The organism is Sphingomonas sp. P4_D12 (assembly GCF_056401895.1).
In genome coordinates this window covers 508952-524151 of sequence record NZ_JBFUIL010000002.1, presented here as the reverse complement: position 1 = coordinate 524151, position 15200 = coordinate 508952, and the positions used below count along the sequence as shown (strand labels likewise).

Sequence of the window (15200 nt, the reverse complement as noted above, 5' to 3'; positions counted from 1 at the left end):
TACGCGAAGGAGGGGAAAATGCGCTGGACCAAGGCGGCGATCGCGGCACTGGCGCTAGCGATGGCGACCGTTTTTCCGGCAACGGCGCAGGAGCGAACGCCGCTGCTCAAGGTGTCGAGCAACGGCCGCTATCTCGAGGCCGGCGGCAAGCCGTTCTTCTGGCTGGGCGACACCGGCTGGCTCCTCCTCTCCAAGCTCGATCGCGAGCAGGTCGAGGACTATTTCGCCGCTCGCGAACGGCAGGGCTTCACCGTCATCCAGGTCATGGTGCTCCATCGGCCGGAAATGGCGAACCCGCTGACCGGACCGGCCCTGGTCGATGGCGATATCGCGCGGCCGCGAGTCACGCCGAGCAACGATCCGTCAAAGCCCGGCGAGTACGATTATTGGGACCATCTCGACTGGGTGGTCGACCGCGCCGCCGTGCACGGTCTGTACGTCGCGTTGGTGCCCGCCTGGGGCACGTTCGCGGAGATGCGCAAGCTGACGGTCGACAATGCGCCGATCTATGGCCGCTTCCTCGCCGAGCGCTACAAGGACAAGCCCAATATCGTCTGGATCAATGGTGGCGACACCCATGCCGACATGGCGACGCTGACCTGGCGCGCGCTTGGCGAGACGATCAAGTCGATCGACCACAACCACCTGATGACTTTCCATCCGTTCGGGCGGACCGATTCCTCCTGGGTGTTCCACGACGCGGCGTGGCTCGACTTCGACATGTTCCAGTCGGGGCACCAGGATTACGCGCAGGACACCCAGCGCTGCGCCTATGGCGAGGACAATTGGCGCTATATCGAGGATGACTGGAAGCGCCGCCCGGCCAAGCCGACGATCGACGGCGAACCGAGTTACGAGAATATCCCGCACGGCCTCGATTTCGTGCAGTTTCCAATCTGGCAAGCGGCGGACGCGCGCCGCTACGCCTGGTGGTCGGTCCTCGCCGGTGCGTTCGGGCACACTTATGGCGAGAACAGCGTGATGCAGTTCTACACGCCGGGCGAGAAAGCCGCTTACTGGCCCAAAATCTCGTGGCAGGACGGGTTGAAGGCGCCGGGCGGCGGGCAGATGCGGTTCCTCAAGGACCTGATCCTTTCGCGGCCCTATTTCGAGCGCGTACCCGACCAGTCGCTGATCGTCGGCAACGGCACGCGCTATGACCGCGTCGCGGCGACGCGCGGCACCAGCTATGCCATCGCCTATAGCTATACGGGCAAGCCGTTCCGCGTGCAGATGGGCAAGATCAGCGGCAAACGCGTGCGCGCGTCTTGGTACGATCCGCGTACCGGCCAGACACAGGCGATCGGCACTTTTGCCAATCGCGGCAAACGCCTGTTCACTCCGCCCGGCACGCCGGCAGCGGGCAACGACTGGGCGTTGCTGCTCGACGATGCGGCGGCAACGAGCGGGAAATAGCGCTGCTATCCCGCGGCCCGTCCGGGCGCTATTGAAGCAGCGCATGGCTCAACAAGATGCATTTTCCGCTGCCGATCCGATCGTCCGGCGCAAATTGTCCGACGAGGTGTTCGACCGACTCAAGGCGATGATCGTCAGCGGCGAATGCGGTCCGGGAGGATCACTGCCGTCCGAGCGCGAATTGATGGCGCGCTTCGGCGTCGGCCGCCCGGCGATCCGTGAAGCGATGCAGGCGCTCGCCAATCTCGGGCTGGTCACGATCAGCCATGGCGAACGCGCCAAGGTCCGCCAGCTCACCGCGGAATCGGCGATGCGGCAGCTCGATCCGATCGCGCAAATGCTGCTGTCGACGTCGCCCGAATCGCTCGAACATCTCAAGGAAGCCCGCAGCTTTTTCGAGCGCGGCATGGTGCGTCGCGCCGCCGAACAGGCGACCGCCGAGGATGTGGCGGATTTACGCGCGATCCACGCGCGGCAGACCGCCGCCGCCGGCGACGCGGTCGCCTTTATCCACGCCGACATGAACTTCCATACGCGCGTGGCGCGGATCACCGGCAACCCGATCTTCGTTGCGGTGAGCGAGATGATGCTCGGCTGGCTGCAGGAATATCATGCGCACATGCTGATCTGGCAGGGTCATGGCGACCAGACTTTGGCCGAGCATGCCGAACTGATCGAGCGCATCGCCGCGCACGACCCGGACGGCGCCGAACAGGCGCTGACCCGGCACCTCGCACGGTCGAACCATCTCTATGCGCATCGCGAGGGTCCGACGGCGGGCTAATCCCCGGCCCAATACCCTCTCGGCACGATTTAACTGGCGCTCGTTTCGGCGATCTCGAACGGCCGCAGCGAGAGTTCGCGCTCGCCGATGCGAGCCACCTGCACATCGGCGGTCAAATTGGCGACCACCACTATTCCGCCCGCAGCGATGGCGGCGATCTTGTCGGGTGCCGACGATCGGCACTCACGCCGCTTCAACCCGGCCATCCGCGCGAGCATCGCGACCGCCGCGAACACCGGCCGCGACCCTTCCTCTCCCAGCACGCCCAGCGGGCCGGTCAGCGCTCCCAAGGTCAGCGTATCGAGCGCGGCGCCTTCAGTCGCGGCGGCATAGCCGATCGTCCAGGCCGCAGCGAAGCGGCCATCCTGGCGCGGATCGGCCATTGCCATCGCGATCCGCTCGCGCGCCGGATTGGGCATGGTGCGCGAGCCATAGGGATTCTGCCTCATCCCGATCGTCACCGGACCGAGCCGGTAGGGCTTGTCGCCGATAATCGCGCGCGCCGAGCGCAGGATGTGGGGAATGGCTTCAAGCGACTGCATCACGCCGAGATCGTCGGCAGCGTGGACGATCGGGCAGGTCGCGTGGCTGACGAAATCGAGCCGGTCGAGCGGCGGGCGCTTGCGGTTGAGTTCGGTGAAATAGCCGTACATCCCGCCGCCCAGTTCCAGGTGAGGAAATGCCCGGCGCGCGGCGGCGTAGACATCGGACAGAGGCGGGCAAGCGGGCCACTCGCTGCCGGGTGGCGTCGATCGCAGATCGGGTGCCGGATAGAGTGCGATCGCGTCGAGCTTCAGTCCCGTTGCCGCGACGTGATCGGCGACCGCCTGCAACTCCATGTCGAGATCGCCGTCCGTCGCGATCACGCATTCGAGTGTCTTGCGATGCGACAGCCCATCGACGGCGCGCGCCAGCGCCTGCATCTCGGCAAGCCCCTGCCCGGCCTGCGCCTCGAAGCTCAGCAGCAAGTCCTGGACGCCGCTGTCGAGCAACGCACCGCGTACCGCCAGCACGGCGTCGGCCTGGGCCGACGCGACAACCAGCCCGACCCGCGGCATCGGATCGATCGTCTCGCCGATCGCGACGGTGACGCTGCCCTCTTGCGACGCCTGCTCGACGGCGTCGCCTTCAATCTCGATGCGCACCGACTGATGCTCGATCGTGCCCCCCGGCATGACGTAGGGCCACGGTTTGGCGAGCGGCCGGACATAGGTCTTGTACGAAGCATCGGACCAGTTGCGCTGGTCCTCCATCTCGAAAATGTCGCCATCGAGGCGGCACGACACGGTCAAGCCGCGCTGGCGATGGATCAGCGCGGCGATGTCGGTGAAAGGCTGAAGCGGAGCGATCAGCTCGGGAAAGACGGATTCCTCTATCGATCCGTCGCCATGCTCGACGCGAAGCGGCACCCCCGCCAGCGCAGCGGGATGAAGCACGCAGAAGCCGAGCCGGTTGAGCGTGACGTCGTCGACCGCTTGCGCCTCGACGCAGAAGATCAGGCGGTCGCCTAACGCGGCGATGGTCGCGCCGTAAACCAGATGCTCGCCATTGGGGCCGGTGCAATCGGCACCGTAATAGATTTCGATCCGATCGTCCGACTGCTCGACATGTAAGGAATGGATCGTCGGGGCCAGCGTACCCCAATCGCGGTCGCGAACCAGGTACTGGATGCCCCGCACCACCTCGACCCCGTCGACGCGGATCGAGCGCAGATTGCCGCCGACCAAGTCGAAGGAAAGGCGTCCGACGGCGAAATGGCGCACCGGCGCGGGCGGCGCGTCGGTGCCGTACAAAGCCAGCGCATCGGCCTCGGTCTTGGCCATTCCTCTCCCCGCGCCCTCTTGGATCCAGCGCTTGCACAACTCATCATACCATCATACCACGAAAGCAAGCAATTTGATCGGAAGGGTTGAAAACATGGTGGCGATTGCGCTGTTCGGTGCGGGCGGGAAGATGGGCGCGCGGCTGTCGCGCAACCTGCAGGGCAGCGACTATGAGGTGCGGCACGTCGAACCCGGCGAGGTCGGCCGCGCGCGGCTGCGCGACGAGCTTGGCATTACGTGCGTCGATGTCGCCGCGGCGATCGATGGCGTCGACGTGGTTATCCTCGCGGTGCCCGACACGCATGTCGGCTCAGTCGCGCATGAGATCGCGCCGTCGCTCAGGTCCGGAACAATAGTGATGGCACTCGATGCCGCCGCGCCGTTCGCCGGGCATTTGCCCGATCGTGCCGACCTCACCTATTTCGTCACCCATCCCTGCCACCCGCCGATCTTCAACGACGAGACCGATCCCGCCGCGCGCGACGACCGGTTCGGGGGGCTCCATGCACGCCAGGCGATCGTCAACGCGATGATGCAGGGACCCGAGGAGCATTATGCCTTGGGAGAGGCGGTCGCACGGACGATCTGGGCACCGATCCTGCGCTCGCACCGCGTCACGGTCGACCAGATGGCGCTGCTCGAACCCGGCCTGTCGGAAACCGTGTGCGCGTCGTTGCTCGACACGATGCGCGAGGCGATGGACGAAGTGGTGGCGCGCGGCGTGCCCGCCGAGGCCGCGCGCGACTTCCTGCTCGGCCATATGAACATCCTGGCGGCGGTGATCTTCCAGCACATTCCCGGGCAATTCTCGGACGCTTGCAACAAGGCGATCCTGTTCGGAAAGCCGGCGATCGTGCGCGACGACTGGAAGCGCGTGTTCGACGCCGACGAGCTTGCTGCGAGCATCCAGCGTATCACCTGAAATTTCCGCCCGATTTTCGCCTGCTGATCAACGGTGTGCATTGACTCGCCCGGCAGACTTATGATCTCATCATACCAGTTTAGAACAACAGTTCGAGCGACACCGGCCGCGTTGCGGGAAACGGCGCGGACCATTGGAGAGGATGATGGCAAGAGCCTGTTCGACGGCGGCGGCGCGCATGGTGCGCCGCCGGCGGCTGCACATGTCCGTCAGGGGTACGATCGCCTTGCTGGCCAGCCTTGGCTGCGGCGCTGGAATGGTTGCACCAATGCTGCACGCGGCCACCGCCAAGCCGCGCGCGGCGTCAACCGTGAGGATCGTTGGCGAACGCAAGCAATGGCATGACGTCCAGCTGACCTTCGCCGGCCCGCAGACCAGCGAAACCGCCAAGCTCAACCCGTTTCTCAACTACCGGCTCAACGTGACTTTCCGCCACGGCGACAAGGTCTATGTCGTGCCCGGTTACTATGCCGCCGACGGCAATGCCGCGGAGACCAGCGCGACCGCAGGCAATCTGTGGCGGGTCGATTTCGTTCCCGACGAGGTCGGCACCTGGACCTACACCGCGTCGTTCCGGACCGGCCCCGAGGTCGCAGTCAGTCTCGACCCGAATGCCGGCACCGCGACCTCGTTCGATGGAACACGCGGCGCGTTCACGGTCGCGCCGAGCGACAAGACCGGCCGCGATGCCCGCGCCAACGGCATGCTGCGCTATGTCGGCAAGCACTTCCTGCAATATGCCGGCAGCAAGCGATATTTGGTCATGGCGGGCACGCAGAGCCCGGAGAATTTCCTGGCTTATTACCAGTTCGACAACACCAGGGATTTCCGCGGGCAGAAGGGCCTGCCCTACCCCGACCAGCTTCATCATTACGACCCGCACGTCAGGGACTGGAAGCCCGGCGACCCCAGCTGGCAGGGCGGCAAGGGCAAGGGGATTATCGGCGCACTCAACTATCTGGCGTCGAAGGGGATGAACAGTTTCTACACGCTGACGATGAACAATTACGGCGACGCCATGGATATCAATCCGTGGATCTCCTACGACGAGCATACCCGCTACGACGTGTCCAAGCTGGGCCAGTGGGAGATCGTCTTCTCGCACATGGATCGCCTGGGCATGCAGGTGATGATGATCACCCAGGAGGAGGAAGGCGAACAGACGCTCGGCAAGATGAGCGTCGAGCGCAAACTCTATTATCGCGAGCTGATCGCGCGGTTCGCGCACCATTCCGGGATCGTCTGGGACCTGGACGAGGAGATGGACCGGTTCCGCTATTTCAAGACCCAGGACATCGAGGACATCGCCAATTACATCAAGGCGATCGACCCCTATAAGCACCCGATCCAGTACGTGCAGTGGAAGGCCGAGCTGATCGACGATCAGCGGACCTATGGCCGTTTGCTGGGCTTTCCCAATTTCGATTCCACCGCACTCCAGCACGATGCCGAGAACACGCATGCGGAGACGATCAAGTGGCTCGACAAGTCGGATGCCGCCGGGCACCCGTGGCTGGTCCACCTGATCGAGATGAACCCCGGCGTCCGCCCCGATACCGAAGACTATGCCCATGACCGGGTGCGCAAGCTGGCGATCTGGGGGCATTATATGGCGGGCGGCACGGGGACGATGTTCTTCTTCACCGACCCGATCGGCGACCTCAATATGGAGGATTACCGCTCGCGCGATCACCTGTTCGACCTGATCCATTACGCACAGGATTTCGTCGTCCGCTATCTGCCGGTCCAGGACATGCGCCATGCCGACGAGCTCACCCCGGCCAAGGACGATTACGTCCTGGCGAAACCCGGCCAGATCTATGCAGTCTATCTGCCCGAGGGCGGGTCGACGGCGCTGGATCTGTCGCAGACACCGGGCAGGTTCGAGGTCAAATGGTACAACCCGCGCGCCGGCGGCGAACTCCAGGACGGCAGCGTCCGCACCGTCGAGGGCGGCGGTAGCCGATCGCTCGGCAAGGCGCCGTCCGACACTTCGAGCGACTGGGCCGTGCTGGTCCGCAAGGTCAACTGACGCCGCCCATTCGGCGACACGATGAAATTGGATCACGCCATGAACAAGACCATGTTTGTACTCGCCGCGCTATTTTATGCGACGGGCGCTTCGGCCCAGGAAAGCGGGCGGGAGAAAGAGGGAGCGGCAATACTCTCGGACGCGAACAGCTCGATGTTGGTCAAGATGACGAGCTCGATGAGCGCGGCGACCAGCAAAGTCGGCGAGCCGGTCACCGGCGAGCTGATCGATCCGCGCGAGTTGCGCGGCGCCAAAGTCGAAGGGGTGGTTGATCGCGCCGACCACGACATATTGAGCTTCTCGTTCGACGCGATCCGGATCGGCGACAAGAGCTACCCGATCCAGTCGCGGCTGGTCTCCGTCACCAGTTCGCGCGGCAATGAGGGCCAGGACGATCTCGGTCAGCGCATCCGGATCGAGGGCGCCGGCATCATCGCTTATGGGGTCTCAACAACGCTCGACGAGGGCGCCGAGGTGCGGATCACCGCCTGGAAGAAATAGCGGGTGGATTCCCCAGCCCAGCCGTTCGGTTGCGGCGGGGATTTGGTTTGATCGCCTCCCCGCGCCGCTTGATCGGAAGGTATGATGGGGTCACGCGGCGGCTAGCGTGATAATGACCGGCCGCCCTAATTTTCCGGGTGGCTGGCGACGTAATCCATCACGGTCGAAAACGGCGCCACCCAAATGGTGTCGGCATGGTCCTTGAGATAAGCGAGGAGTTGCGCGTGCGCCTCGGCGGACACCTTCAAATAGTCGCCGCCGACTCCGTGAAAGCCGACAACCAACAGGTCGCCGGACTTTTTGGCAGTTTCGACCGCCGCGATCATATCGGCGCCCGTGGCCTTTTCGTCGAACCAACGGCACGGCACATCCATCGGATCCAGCACCTTGCCGCCCGGCCAGCCGGCGCTGCGGGTATAGCGCACCAGCCCACTGGTGCGCAGCGCAGGGAGATAGTCCACACCACCGGCCAGATGTTGACCGCACGGCGTGGCAAAGCTGTGCTGCACCTTCCCGTCGATCGCCGTCAGCATGGTGTTCATCGTGCGGATTTCGGCAAGCATCATTGGGACATCGTAAGCTTCACTGGTGTCGAGCTTCCTCGCCGGCGGATAATTGGCCTGCGGACAGGCGTGACGAACGGTGTGGTTGCCGAGCTCGTGGCCTTCGGCCGCCGCTGCCCGCCAGCGCTCGATCTGTTCCGGCACCAAAGCGTTGCCGATCAGGAAAAATGTCCCTTTCAAGCCGGCCGCATCGAGCGCGGGGATCGCGATGTCGAGGTCCGAGGGTAAGGCATCGTCGTAGGTCAGCACCACCGCGGCCCGCCGGCCGCCAGGCCATTCCCTTGCCTGAGCTTGGGACGCCATCAGGGTTAGCCCGATCAGAACCGATCCGACACGCAACAGAGTTGCTACCGTTCGCATCACCACTCCACGATTTTTCCAGTTATGATAGCGCTACCTAGCGGACGGGTGAGACTTCGACAACGTGCCTTGCACATTGGCCGCGGCCCGAAGGTAAGGCTACTCCGGGATTTTGATGTCGATGGTCGAACGACCAATTGGTGCGCAAGCCGCCGACGATCCAGGTCAAAGCAACCGCCGGGCTCCGCACACAAAAAAGACGGGAGAGCGGCCGAGGCCACTCTCCCGCCCAGGGGAGGAAACGGGTCGCGAGGTTACATCTTGATGCGGAAACCGGCGTAGAAACGGCGGCCGATCGGATCAAACATGGTCGACGGGTTGAAGTTGCCGACACTGCCGTAAAGCGGCGGCATCTTCACATCGAAGGCATTCTTCGCGCCGAGGTAGAACTGCCAGTTCTTCTTGACGTCGAAGCGGACCTGAACATCGGTGTAGACCCTCGCGCCGAGCGTGAACAAGCTCTTGGGCGGCAGCGATCCATCGGCCAGCACATAGGTCGTCTGGAAGTTCTCATAATCCAGCATCTGCTTGCCGATATACTGGTTGGTGACCGTCACCCCGAACGTATCGCTCGACCAGTCGAGGGTCAGCACGGCCTTGTCCCGCGGGTTGCCGAACTCGCCCATCGTGTTGTCGTATTTGTCGCCCTGGAGCGGAACGACACCGTTCTTGAGCAGATGGGTCCAGCTGCCCTCGAACGTGGCGGTCCCGCCAAACACCGCCTGACGATAGTTCAGCGTGAAGTCGAGGCCGCGCGTGAACGCGCCGCCGCTGTTGACCAACGTCGTGAAGATCTGCTGGACCGACCCGATGCTGAACGCGCCCGATGGTTGATCGCGCCGGGTGATGAACTGGCAGAAGTCCGAAATACCCTGCACATAGCATTTGTTGAGGATGGTCGTGGTCGACAGGCGGCTGATCGCGCCCTGCAGCTGGATGTCGAAATAGTCAGCCGTGAAGGTCAGGTTGCGAAGCGCATCGATCGACCGCGGATTGATCACCACGCCCGCGGTGAAGGTCTTGCCGGTTTCCTGCTTGATGTTGGGGTTGGCGCCCGACACGCTGCCGACACCGCTCTGGTCCGACGGCGTCAGCGTGAACTTGCCGTTGGCGTTGATGTTCGCGACGACCGACGGCACGGCGAGGCAGTTGGCCGCCGTAGAACCGGTCGAGGTCAGGGTAATGCCCTGACAGGGATCGGTGATCGAGGTGATGCCCGACGACGCGGCCGAGAACAGCTCGCCGATATTCGGCGCGCGGACGGCGTGCGCATAGACCGCGCGGAACCGGATATCCGAGGTCGGCGCCCATTCACCCCCGATGTTCCAGGCCGAGAAGCTGCCGACGGTCGAATAGTCCGACAGGCGATAGGCGCCGCGCAGGGTCAGTGCCTTGAAGAACGGGAGGTCCGCCAGGATCGGCGCGACCACTTCGCCATAGGCTTCCTTGACGTTGAACGAACCCTGCGTGTTCAACAACTGGACGTAACCGTTCTTCGCCTGGTTGCTCAGCGGGTCGAAGATGTCGCGGCTGGACTCGGTGCGATATTCGGCACCGACCGAGATCTGGAGTGGACCATAAGGCAGCTTGAACAGATTGCCGCCTAGGTTGAGCGATACGACCTGCATTTCCTGCTTGGAGTCGCGGATGAGGTTGGTCTGCAGGTATTTCGCCGCGGCAGCCGAAATCTTCGACGAGCCATCCGGGTTCAGGCCGTAGATATTGACCGGCACGCAACCAGCCGCTCGCGCATTGGCGTCGACGCAGACCGCTTCGGTGAGGTCGCCGTTCTTATTGTAGTCGAAGATGTCCGGCATGACCTGGAGCGCGTTGGCGAGGTTGTAGAGGTTCGCCAGCCCGGTCATTTCCTGGTGCTGCTTGGTATAGCTGTACTGGTAATAGCCATCGAGGCTCCAGCTACCGCCAATGTCCCAGGATCCGCCGGCGGCGATCCGGAAATTGTCGCGCTCGGTCGGTGTCTTGCGTGATCCGAACGCGGTGGTGCGGATCAGCATGCTCAGGTCTTTCGACCCGATCGCATCGTTGGTCGAGCGGTCGGTCGCGGCATTGAAGACGGCGGTCGGCACCAGCGGGTTGTTGACGATCACCGTCGCGCCGGTGGTTGGATTGGTCACCGCATATTGGATCGGATAGAAACCGCCGGTGCCCGTGAACGCACCGAGTGCGCTGTCGGTGCGCATTGGCGACGCTTCGCGCTCGCCATTTGTGCGCACGTTCACATAGGTCGTCTCGAGGAAAACGTTGACCTTGTCGGTCACATCGAAATTGGTGCGCTGAGCGAAGGTCAATCGCTTCGACGGTGGCGCGATCTGGCCGTATTGGGCGGCGTTGAAGCCGTCGGTCGCCGGGACATAGGTGTGGAACGAGCCGTCGGGACTGATGATCTGATTCGACTTACTGCCGATCACGAAGGCGCCGCCCGGGCCGACGCTCGACGGCACATAGGCACGTTTGAAGAGGTCCTGTGCCGCCTTGAGGTTGAGATCCGACTTGCCGGCGACGCGTTCGGTCGTGCCCAGGCTCAGCGCCGAGAGACGGCTGAAGTCGCGATCGGCGGCAAAAACCGCGCTTGCCTGGTTCCAGCCGACATAGGCCATCACATTGCCGCGATCGCCGGCGAAATTGGATCCGAACGTGACGTTGGCGTCGAGCTCGTGATTGTCGCCCTTTTGCGAGATGCCGTCCTGCACGTTGAGCTGGATGCCCTCGAACTTCTTCTTGTAAATGAAGTTCACCACACCGGCGATCGCGTCCGATCCATACACCGCCGAGGCGCCGCCGGTCAGCACGTCGACGCGATCGACGAAGGACGGTGGGATCATCGACACGTCGACCTGCGCCGTGCCGGGCACGCCCGCGACGGTGCGCCGGCCATCGATCAGGACCAGGGTGCGATCGGGGCCGAGATTGCGAAGGTTGATGGTTGCAAGGCCGGGATCGGTATCGTTGCCGGTCGTGTTACGGCTCTTGCCCGGAATGCCGACCGCCGGATTGATCTGCAGGATATCCTGGACGTTGGTCGTGCCCTGCTTCTGCAGATCTTCGCTGGTGATCACCTGAAGCGGCGACGGCGAGGTCAGCGTCGGGCTCTTGATGCGGCTGCCGGTGACGACGATCTCGCCCTGCGGCGCCGTACTATCCTGGGGAACGTCCGCGGTCGGCGCGGGCGCCGGAGTGTCCTGGGCGAATGCCGGGACCGCGATCATCGTCATCAGGCTCGCACCGGCAAGCAATGCGGCATGCGCGGCACGCCGTTCGAATCCTGGTTTCTTCAGATATACCTTCATCGTCCCACTCCCTATTTTCGACTTATTCTTCGCAATCACGTCAGCTTCCCGGATCTGCGCCCGGCGTTATGTCTCGCTCGATCCGGCCGTGCGCACCGCGCCGGCCACTGCCGCATGCCAGCGGGCAAGCAGGCTTTCGCGCTGCGCCGCCGGCATCGCCGGATCGAAAAATTCCTTCTGTTCCTCGTCGCTTGCCGGCAGCTTCATGCCGAGCCCGCCCGCCGCCAGCCGCGCCACGCCGAGGGCGCTCGCTTCGGGAATGGTGGATCGGATGATGCGCCGGCCGGTCAGATCGGCGAGCAATTGCATCAGCAGCGCGTTGCGCGCGGCGCCGCCGTCGATCGACAGTTCGGCGATCGCGGTACCGAGATCCGCGTCGAGCGCCGCCATGACGTCGCCGATCTGGAGCGCGATCGCCTCCAGCGTCGCGCGCGCGATATGCGCCGGCTGCGTCGCCAAGGAGAGACCCGAGATCGTACCACGCGCGTCGCTGCACCAATGCGGCGCGCCAAGGCCAGCCAGCGCGGGCACGAAGACCACACCGCCACTGTCCTCGACGCTCTGCGCCAGCGCGGTCAGCGCCGCCTCGTCGGGCAGGCCAAGCATCGTGGTGGCGAAAGCGGCCGCGTGGCCCGAGACCAGGATGTTGCCCTCGAGCGCATATTGGACGCGATCACCCCGGCTCCACGCGATCGTGCTCGACAGGCCATGCGTCGAGCGCACCCGCTCCCCGGTCGCTGCCATCAGCGAGCTGCCGGTGCCGATCGTCACCTTGACCCGCGGCGATCCGTCGGCGCTGTGCTCGAACAGGGCCGCATGGCTGTCGCCCATCACCGCCAGGATCGGCGTACCGTCGCGCAGCGCAGTCAGCCCCGCGGCGACGGTGCCGAACCGGCTGTCGGACGGCATCACCCTGGGCAACAGGCCGAGGGGCACGTCGAACAAACGGGCGAGGTCGGCATCCCAGTCGAGCGTGTCGATGTTGAAGAGTTGGGTGCGCGAGGCGTTGCTATGGTCGGTCGCGTGCACCGCGCCGCCGGTCAGGTTCCACAACAGCCAGCTGTCGACCGTGCCGCAACGCAGGTCGCCGCGCTCGGCCCGCACGCGCGCATCGGGGATCGTGTCGAGCAGCCAGGCGATCTTGGCGGCGGGGAACAGGGGATCGATCCCCAGCCCGCTGCGCGCGACGATCTCCGCCTCATGCCCCGCCGCGCGCAACGCAGCGCAGCGATCGGCCGAGCGGCGGCATTGCCAGATCACCGCGGGACCGACGGGACGGCCAGTCTCGGCGTCCCACAGCACGGTCGTTTCGCGCTGGTTGGAGATCGCGACGGCAGCAATCGCAGCCGGATCGACCGCGGCCGCCAGCTCGGCGATCAACGCGGCAACACCTTCCCAGATGTCCGATGCCGATTGCTCGGCCCAGCCTGACTGCGGATAATCGACGCGCATCGCCCGCGACCGCGACAGGCGCACCGAACCGTCGGGCGCGACGAGCAGCGCCTTGGTGTTGGTCGTGCCCTGGTCGATCGCGAGGATGAGCCGATCGTCCATCAGCTTTTCCCGGCGACCAGCTCTTGCGCGGCGGCGACGATACCGGCGGCATTGAGACCGGCATGGTCCATCAGCCAGCTCGCCGATCCGGTCGGCGCGAAGCCCTGAAAGCCGAGCATCCGCATCGGCACCGGCCGATGCTGCGCACAATATTCGGCGACTGCACCGCCCAAACCACCGCGCGCGAGGCCCTCTTCCGCGGTGACGATCGCACCGGTTGCGGCCGCGGCGGCGATCGCGCCGGTGTCGAGCGGCGAGACGGTCGCCATGTTGATCACGCGCGCGGCGATCCCCTGCGCTGCGAGCGCGGTCGCGGCGTCGAGCGCTCGATAGACCAGGGTGCCGTTGACGATGATAGCGACGTCGCTACCCTCGCGCAGCGTCTCGGCCTTGCCGATCGTGAAGCTCGCGCCGGTCGGCCGCTCAATTGCCGGGACCGGCATGCGGCTGATGCGAATGAAGACGGGGCCGTCATGCGCCGCCGCGGCCTTGACCGCTTCCGCCGTTTCCCACGGATCGGACGGCACGATCACGGTCAGTTTGTCGATCGCGCGCAGCCAGGCAATATCCTCGATGCTGTGATGCGTCGCGCCGAGCTCGCCATAAGCGACGCCGCTCGAAATGCCGCAGAGCTTCACGTTCGCCTGACTATAGGCGCAGTCGACCTTGATCTGCTCCATCGCGCGCGCGGTCAGGAAGCAGGCCGCGCCACTGACGAACGGCACCTTGCCGCCATTCGCCAGGCCGGCGCCGACCCCGACCATGTTCTGCTCGGCGATGCCGACATTGACCAGCCGATCGGGGAAGCGGTCGCGGAACTTGCCGAGCTTGGACGAACCGACCGAATCGTTGCAGACCGCGACGATGCGATCGTCCCCGACGGCGAGCTCTTCGAGCGCGCCGGCAAAGGCATCGCGACAGTCAAACATGCCGGGAAGATTGGCCGGGGCGTTCACTCGCTCTTCTCCGCTTCGAGCTCGGCGATCGCCTGGGCAAGCTGGTCCGCATTGGGGACGCCATGGTGCCAGCCGGCCTCGTCGCGCATGTAGCTGACGCCATTGCCCTTGAACGTGTTGGCGATCAGCACGCGCGGCTTGTCGCGCGGCTGCGCGGCGTCGTCGAACGCCTTGAGCAGGGCGATCACGTCATGCCCATCGACCTCTACCACGTCCCAGCCGAACGCGCGCCATTTGTCGGCAAGCGGCTCGAGCGCGTTGGTCTCTTCGGTCCGCGCACCCTGTTGCAGGCGGTTGCGGTCAACGATCACGGTGAGGTTGCCGAGCTTGCGGTGCCCGGCGAACATCGCCGCTTCCCACATGCTGCCTTCCTGCAGTTCGCCATCGCCGGTCAGCACGAACACGCGATAGCCGGCACTGTCGATCTGCCCCGCCACCGCAACGCCGACGCCGACCGGAAAACCGTGGCCGAGCGGACCGGTATTGGTTTCGACGCCCGGCAGATAGACGCGATTGGGATGACCGTTCAGCCGCGATTCGGGCTTGAGATAGGTATCGAGCTCGGCTTCGGGAAAGAACCCTGCCCCCGCCAGCGCGGTATAGAGCGCACCGGTACAATGGCCCTTAGACAGGATGAAGCGGTCGCGGTCGGGCGCATTGGGATTGGCGCTGTCGATGCGCAGAATATCGAAATAGAGGCACGCGACGATATCGCTCGCCGAGAGGTCGCCGCCGGGATGGCCCTGGCCGGCATCGACGATCATCTTGAGCAGCCGCTGACGCATCCAATTGGCGCGCGCACGGACGTGCGCGGCGCGCTCTTCCAGCGTATGAGCGTTCGCATCGGAAGACCGAAGCGCCTGATGGTCCATTGATTACCCTCTCCTGCGAAGGGCTATAAGTGTGATTATATCCGAACACAAGCCATTTGCTTACGTTTGCTTTCGTTTTTACCGCCAGAAAGCGAAGAGATTGACAAAA

The 15200-nt window shown here is 64.5% G+C and carries 11 protein-coding genes; 5 read left to right on the top strand and 6 right to left on the bottom strand.

Annotation, left to right across the window (positions count from 1 at the left end; genetic code table 11):
* The first annotated feature begins 18 nt into the window (after positions 1-18).
* Together AC1DSD_RS04990 and AC1DSD_RS04985 are read left to right on the top strand one after the other, a co-directional pair.
* Positions 19-1416, top strand: coding sequence for a glycoside hydrolase family 140 protein (locus AC1DSD_RS04990; RefSeq protein ID WP_478028812.1), 1398 nt, complete (start codon positions 19-21; stop codon positions 1414-1416).
* A 43-nt stretch (positions 1417-1459) separates the two neighbouring features.
* On the top strand, positions 1460-2200 hold the full coding sequence (locus tag AC1DSD_RS04985; protein WP_478028811.1) for a transcriptional regulator NanR: 741 nt from the start codon (positions 1460-1462) through the stop codon (positions 2198-2200).
* 29 nt (positions 2201-2229) lie between these two features.
* On the opposite strand, the gene AC1DSD_RS04980 is transcribed toward AC1DSD_RS04985, so the two are convergent.
* Positions 2230-4023 carry a D-apionate lactonase family protein gene (locus AC1DSD_RS04980; RefSeq protein WP_478028810.1) on the bottom strand — a complete coding sequence of 598 codons (1794 nt, stop codon included), beginning with the start codon at positions 4021-4023 and terminating at the stop codon, positions 2230-2232.
* A gap of 94 nt (positions 4024-4117) precedes the next feature.
* On the opposite strand from AC1DSD_RS04980, the gene AC1DSD_RS04975 reads away from it, so the two are divergent.
* The 3 genes from AC1DSD_RS04975 to AC1DSD_RS04965 all read left to right on the top strand — a co-directional run bounded on the left by AC1DSD_RS04975 (position 4118) and on the right by AC1DSD_RS04965 (position 7478).
* Positions 4118-4945 carry a phosphogluconate dehydrogenase C-terminal domain-containing protein gene (locus AC1DSD_RS04975; RefSeq protein ID WP_478028809.1) on the top strand — a complete coding sequence of 276 codons (828 nt, stop codon included), beginning with the start codon at positions 4118-4120 and terminating at the stop codon, positions 4943-4945.
* A gap of 145 nt (positions 4946-5090) precedes the next feature.
* Positions 5091-6977: a DUF5060 domain-containing protein gene (locus AC1DSD_RS04970; protein ID WP_478028808.1), complete on the top strand. Its 1887-nt coding sequence runs from the start codon at positions 5091-5093 to the stop codon at positions 6975-6977.
* 39 nt (positions 6978-7016) lie between these two features.
* Positions 7017-7478 (top strand): hypothetical protein, encoded by a 462-nt coding sequence (locus tag AC1DSD_RS04965; RefSeq protein WP_478028807.1) that lies wholly within the window; start codon positions 7017-7019, stop codon positions 7476-7478.
* A gap of 125 nt (positions 7479-7603) precedes the next feature.
* Here the strand turns inward: AC1DSD_RS04965 and AC1DSD_RS04960 are convergent, their stop codons facing one another.
* The 5 genes from AC1DSD_RS04960 to AC1DSD_RS04940 form a co-directional block, all read right to left on the bottom strand.
* Entirely contained in the window at positions 7604-8401 is a 798-nt protein-coding gene (locus AC1DSD_RS04960) for a polysaccharide deacetylase family protein (RefSeq protein ID WP_478028806.1), read from the bottom strand.
* A gap of 254 nt (positions 8402-8655) precedes the next feature.
* The gene (locus AC1DSD_RS04955; RefSeq protein WP_478028805.1) at positions 8656-11709 is read right to left on the bottom strand and encodes a TonB-dependent receptor plug domain-containing protein; all 3054 of its coding nucleotides are present in this window, start codon (positions 11707-11709) and stop codon (positions 8656-8658) included.
* A 66-nt stretch (positions 11710-11775) separates the two neighbouring features.
* A complete protein-coding gene (locus AC1DSD_RS04950; RefSeq protein ID WP_478028804.1) occupies positions 11776-13263 on the bottom strand; it encodes an FGGY family carbohydrate kinase in 1488 nt (495 codons plus the stop codon).
* Positions 13263-14219, bottom strand: a complete 957-nt coding sequence (locus tag AC1DSD_RS04945) for a transketolase family protein (RefSeq protein ID WP_478028803.1) — start codon at positions 14217-14219, stop codon at positions 13263-13265. Before AC1DSD_RS04945 ends, AC1DSD_RS04950 begins: the two co-directional genes overlap by 1 nt.
* Complete coding sequence (locus AC1DSD_RS04940; RefSeq protein ID WP_478028802.1) at positions 14216-15091, bottom strand: transketolase; 876 nt, start codon at positions 15089-15091, stop codon at positions 14216-14218. The genes AC1DSD_RS04945 and AC1DSD_RS04940 overlap by 4 nt, the downstream gene beginning before the upstream one ends.
* Positions 15092-15200: the final 109 nt, after the last annotated feature.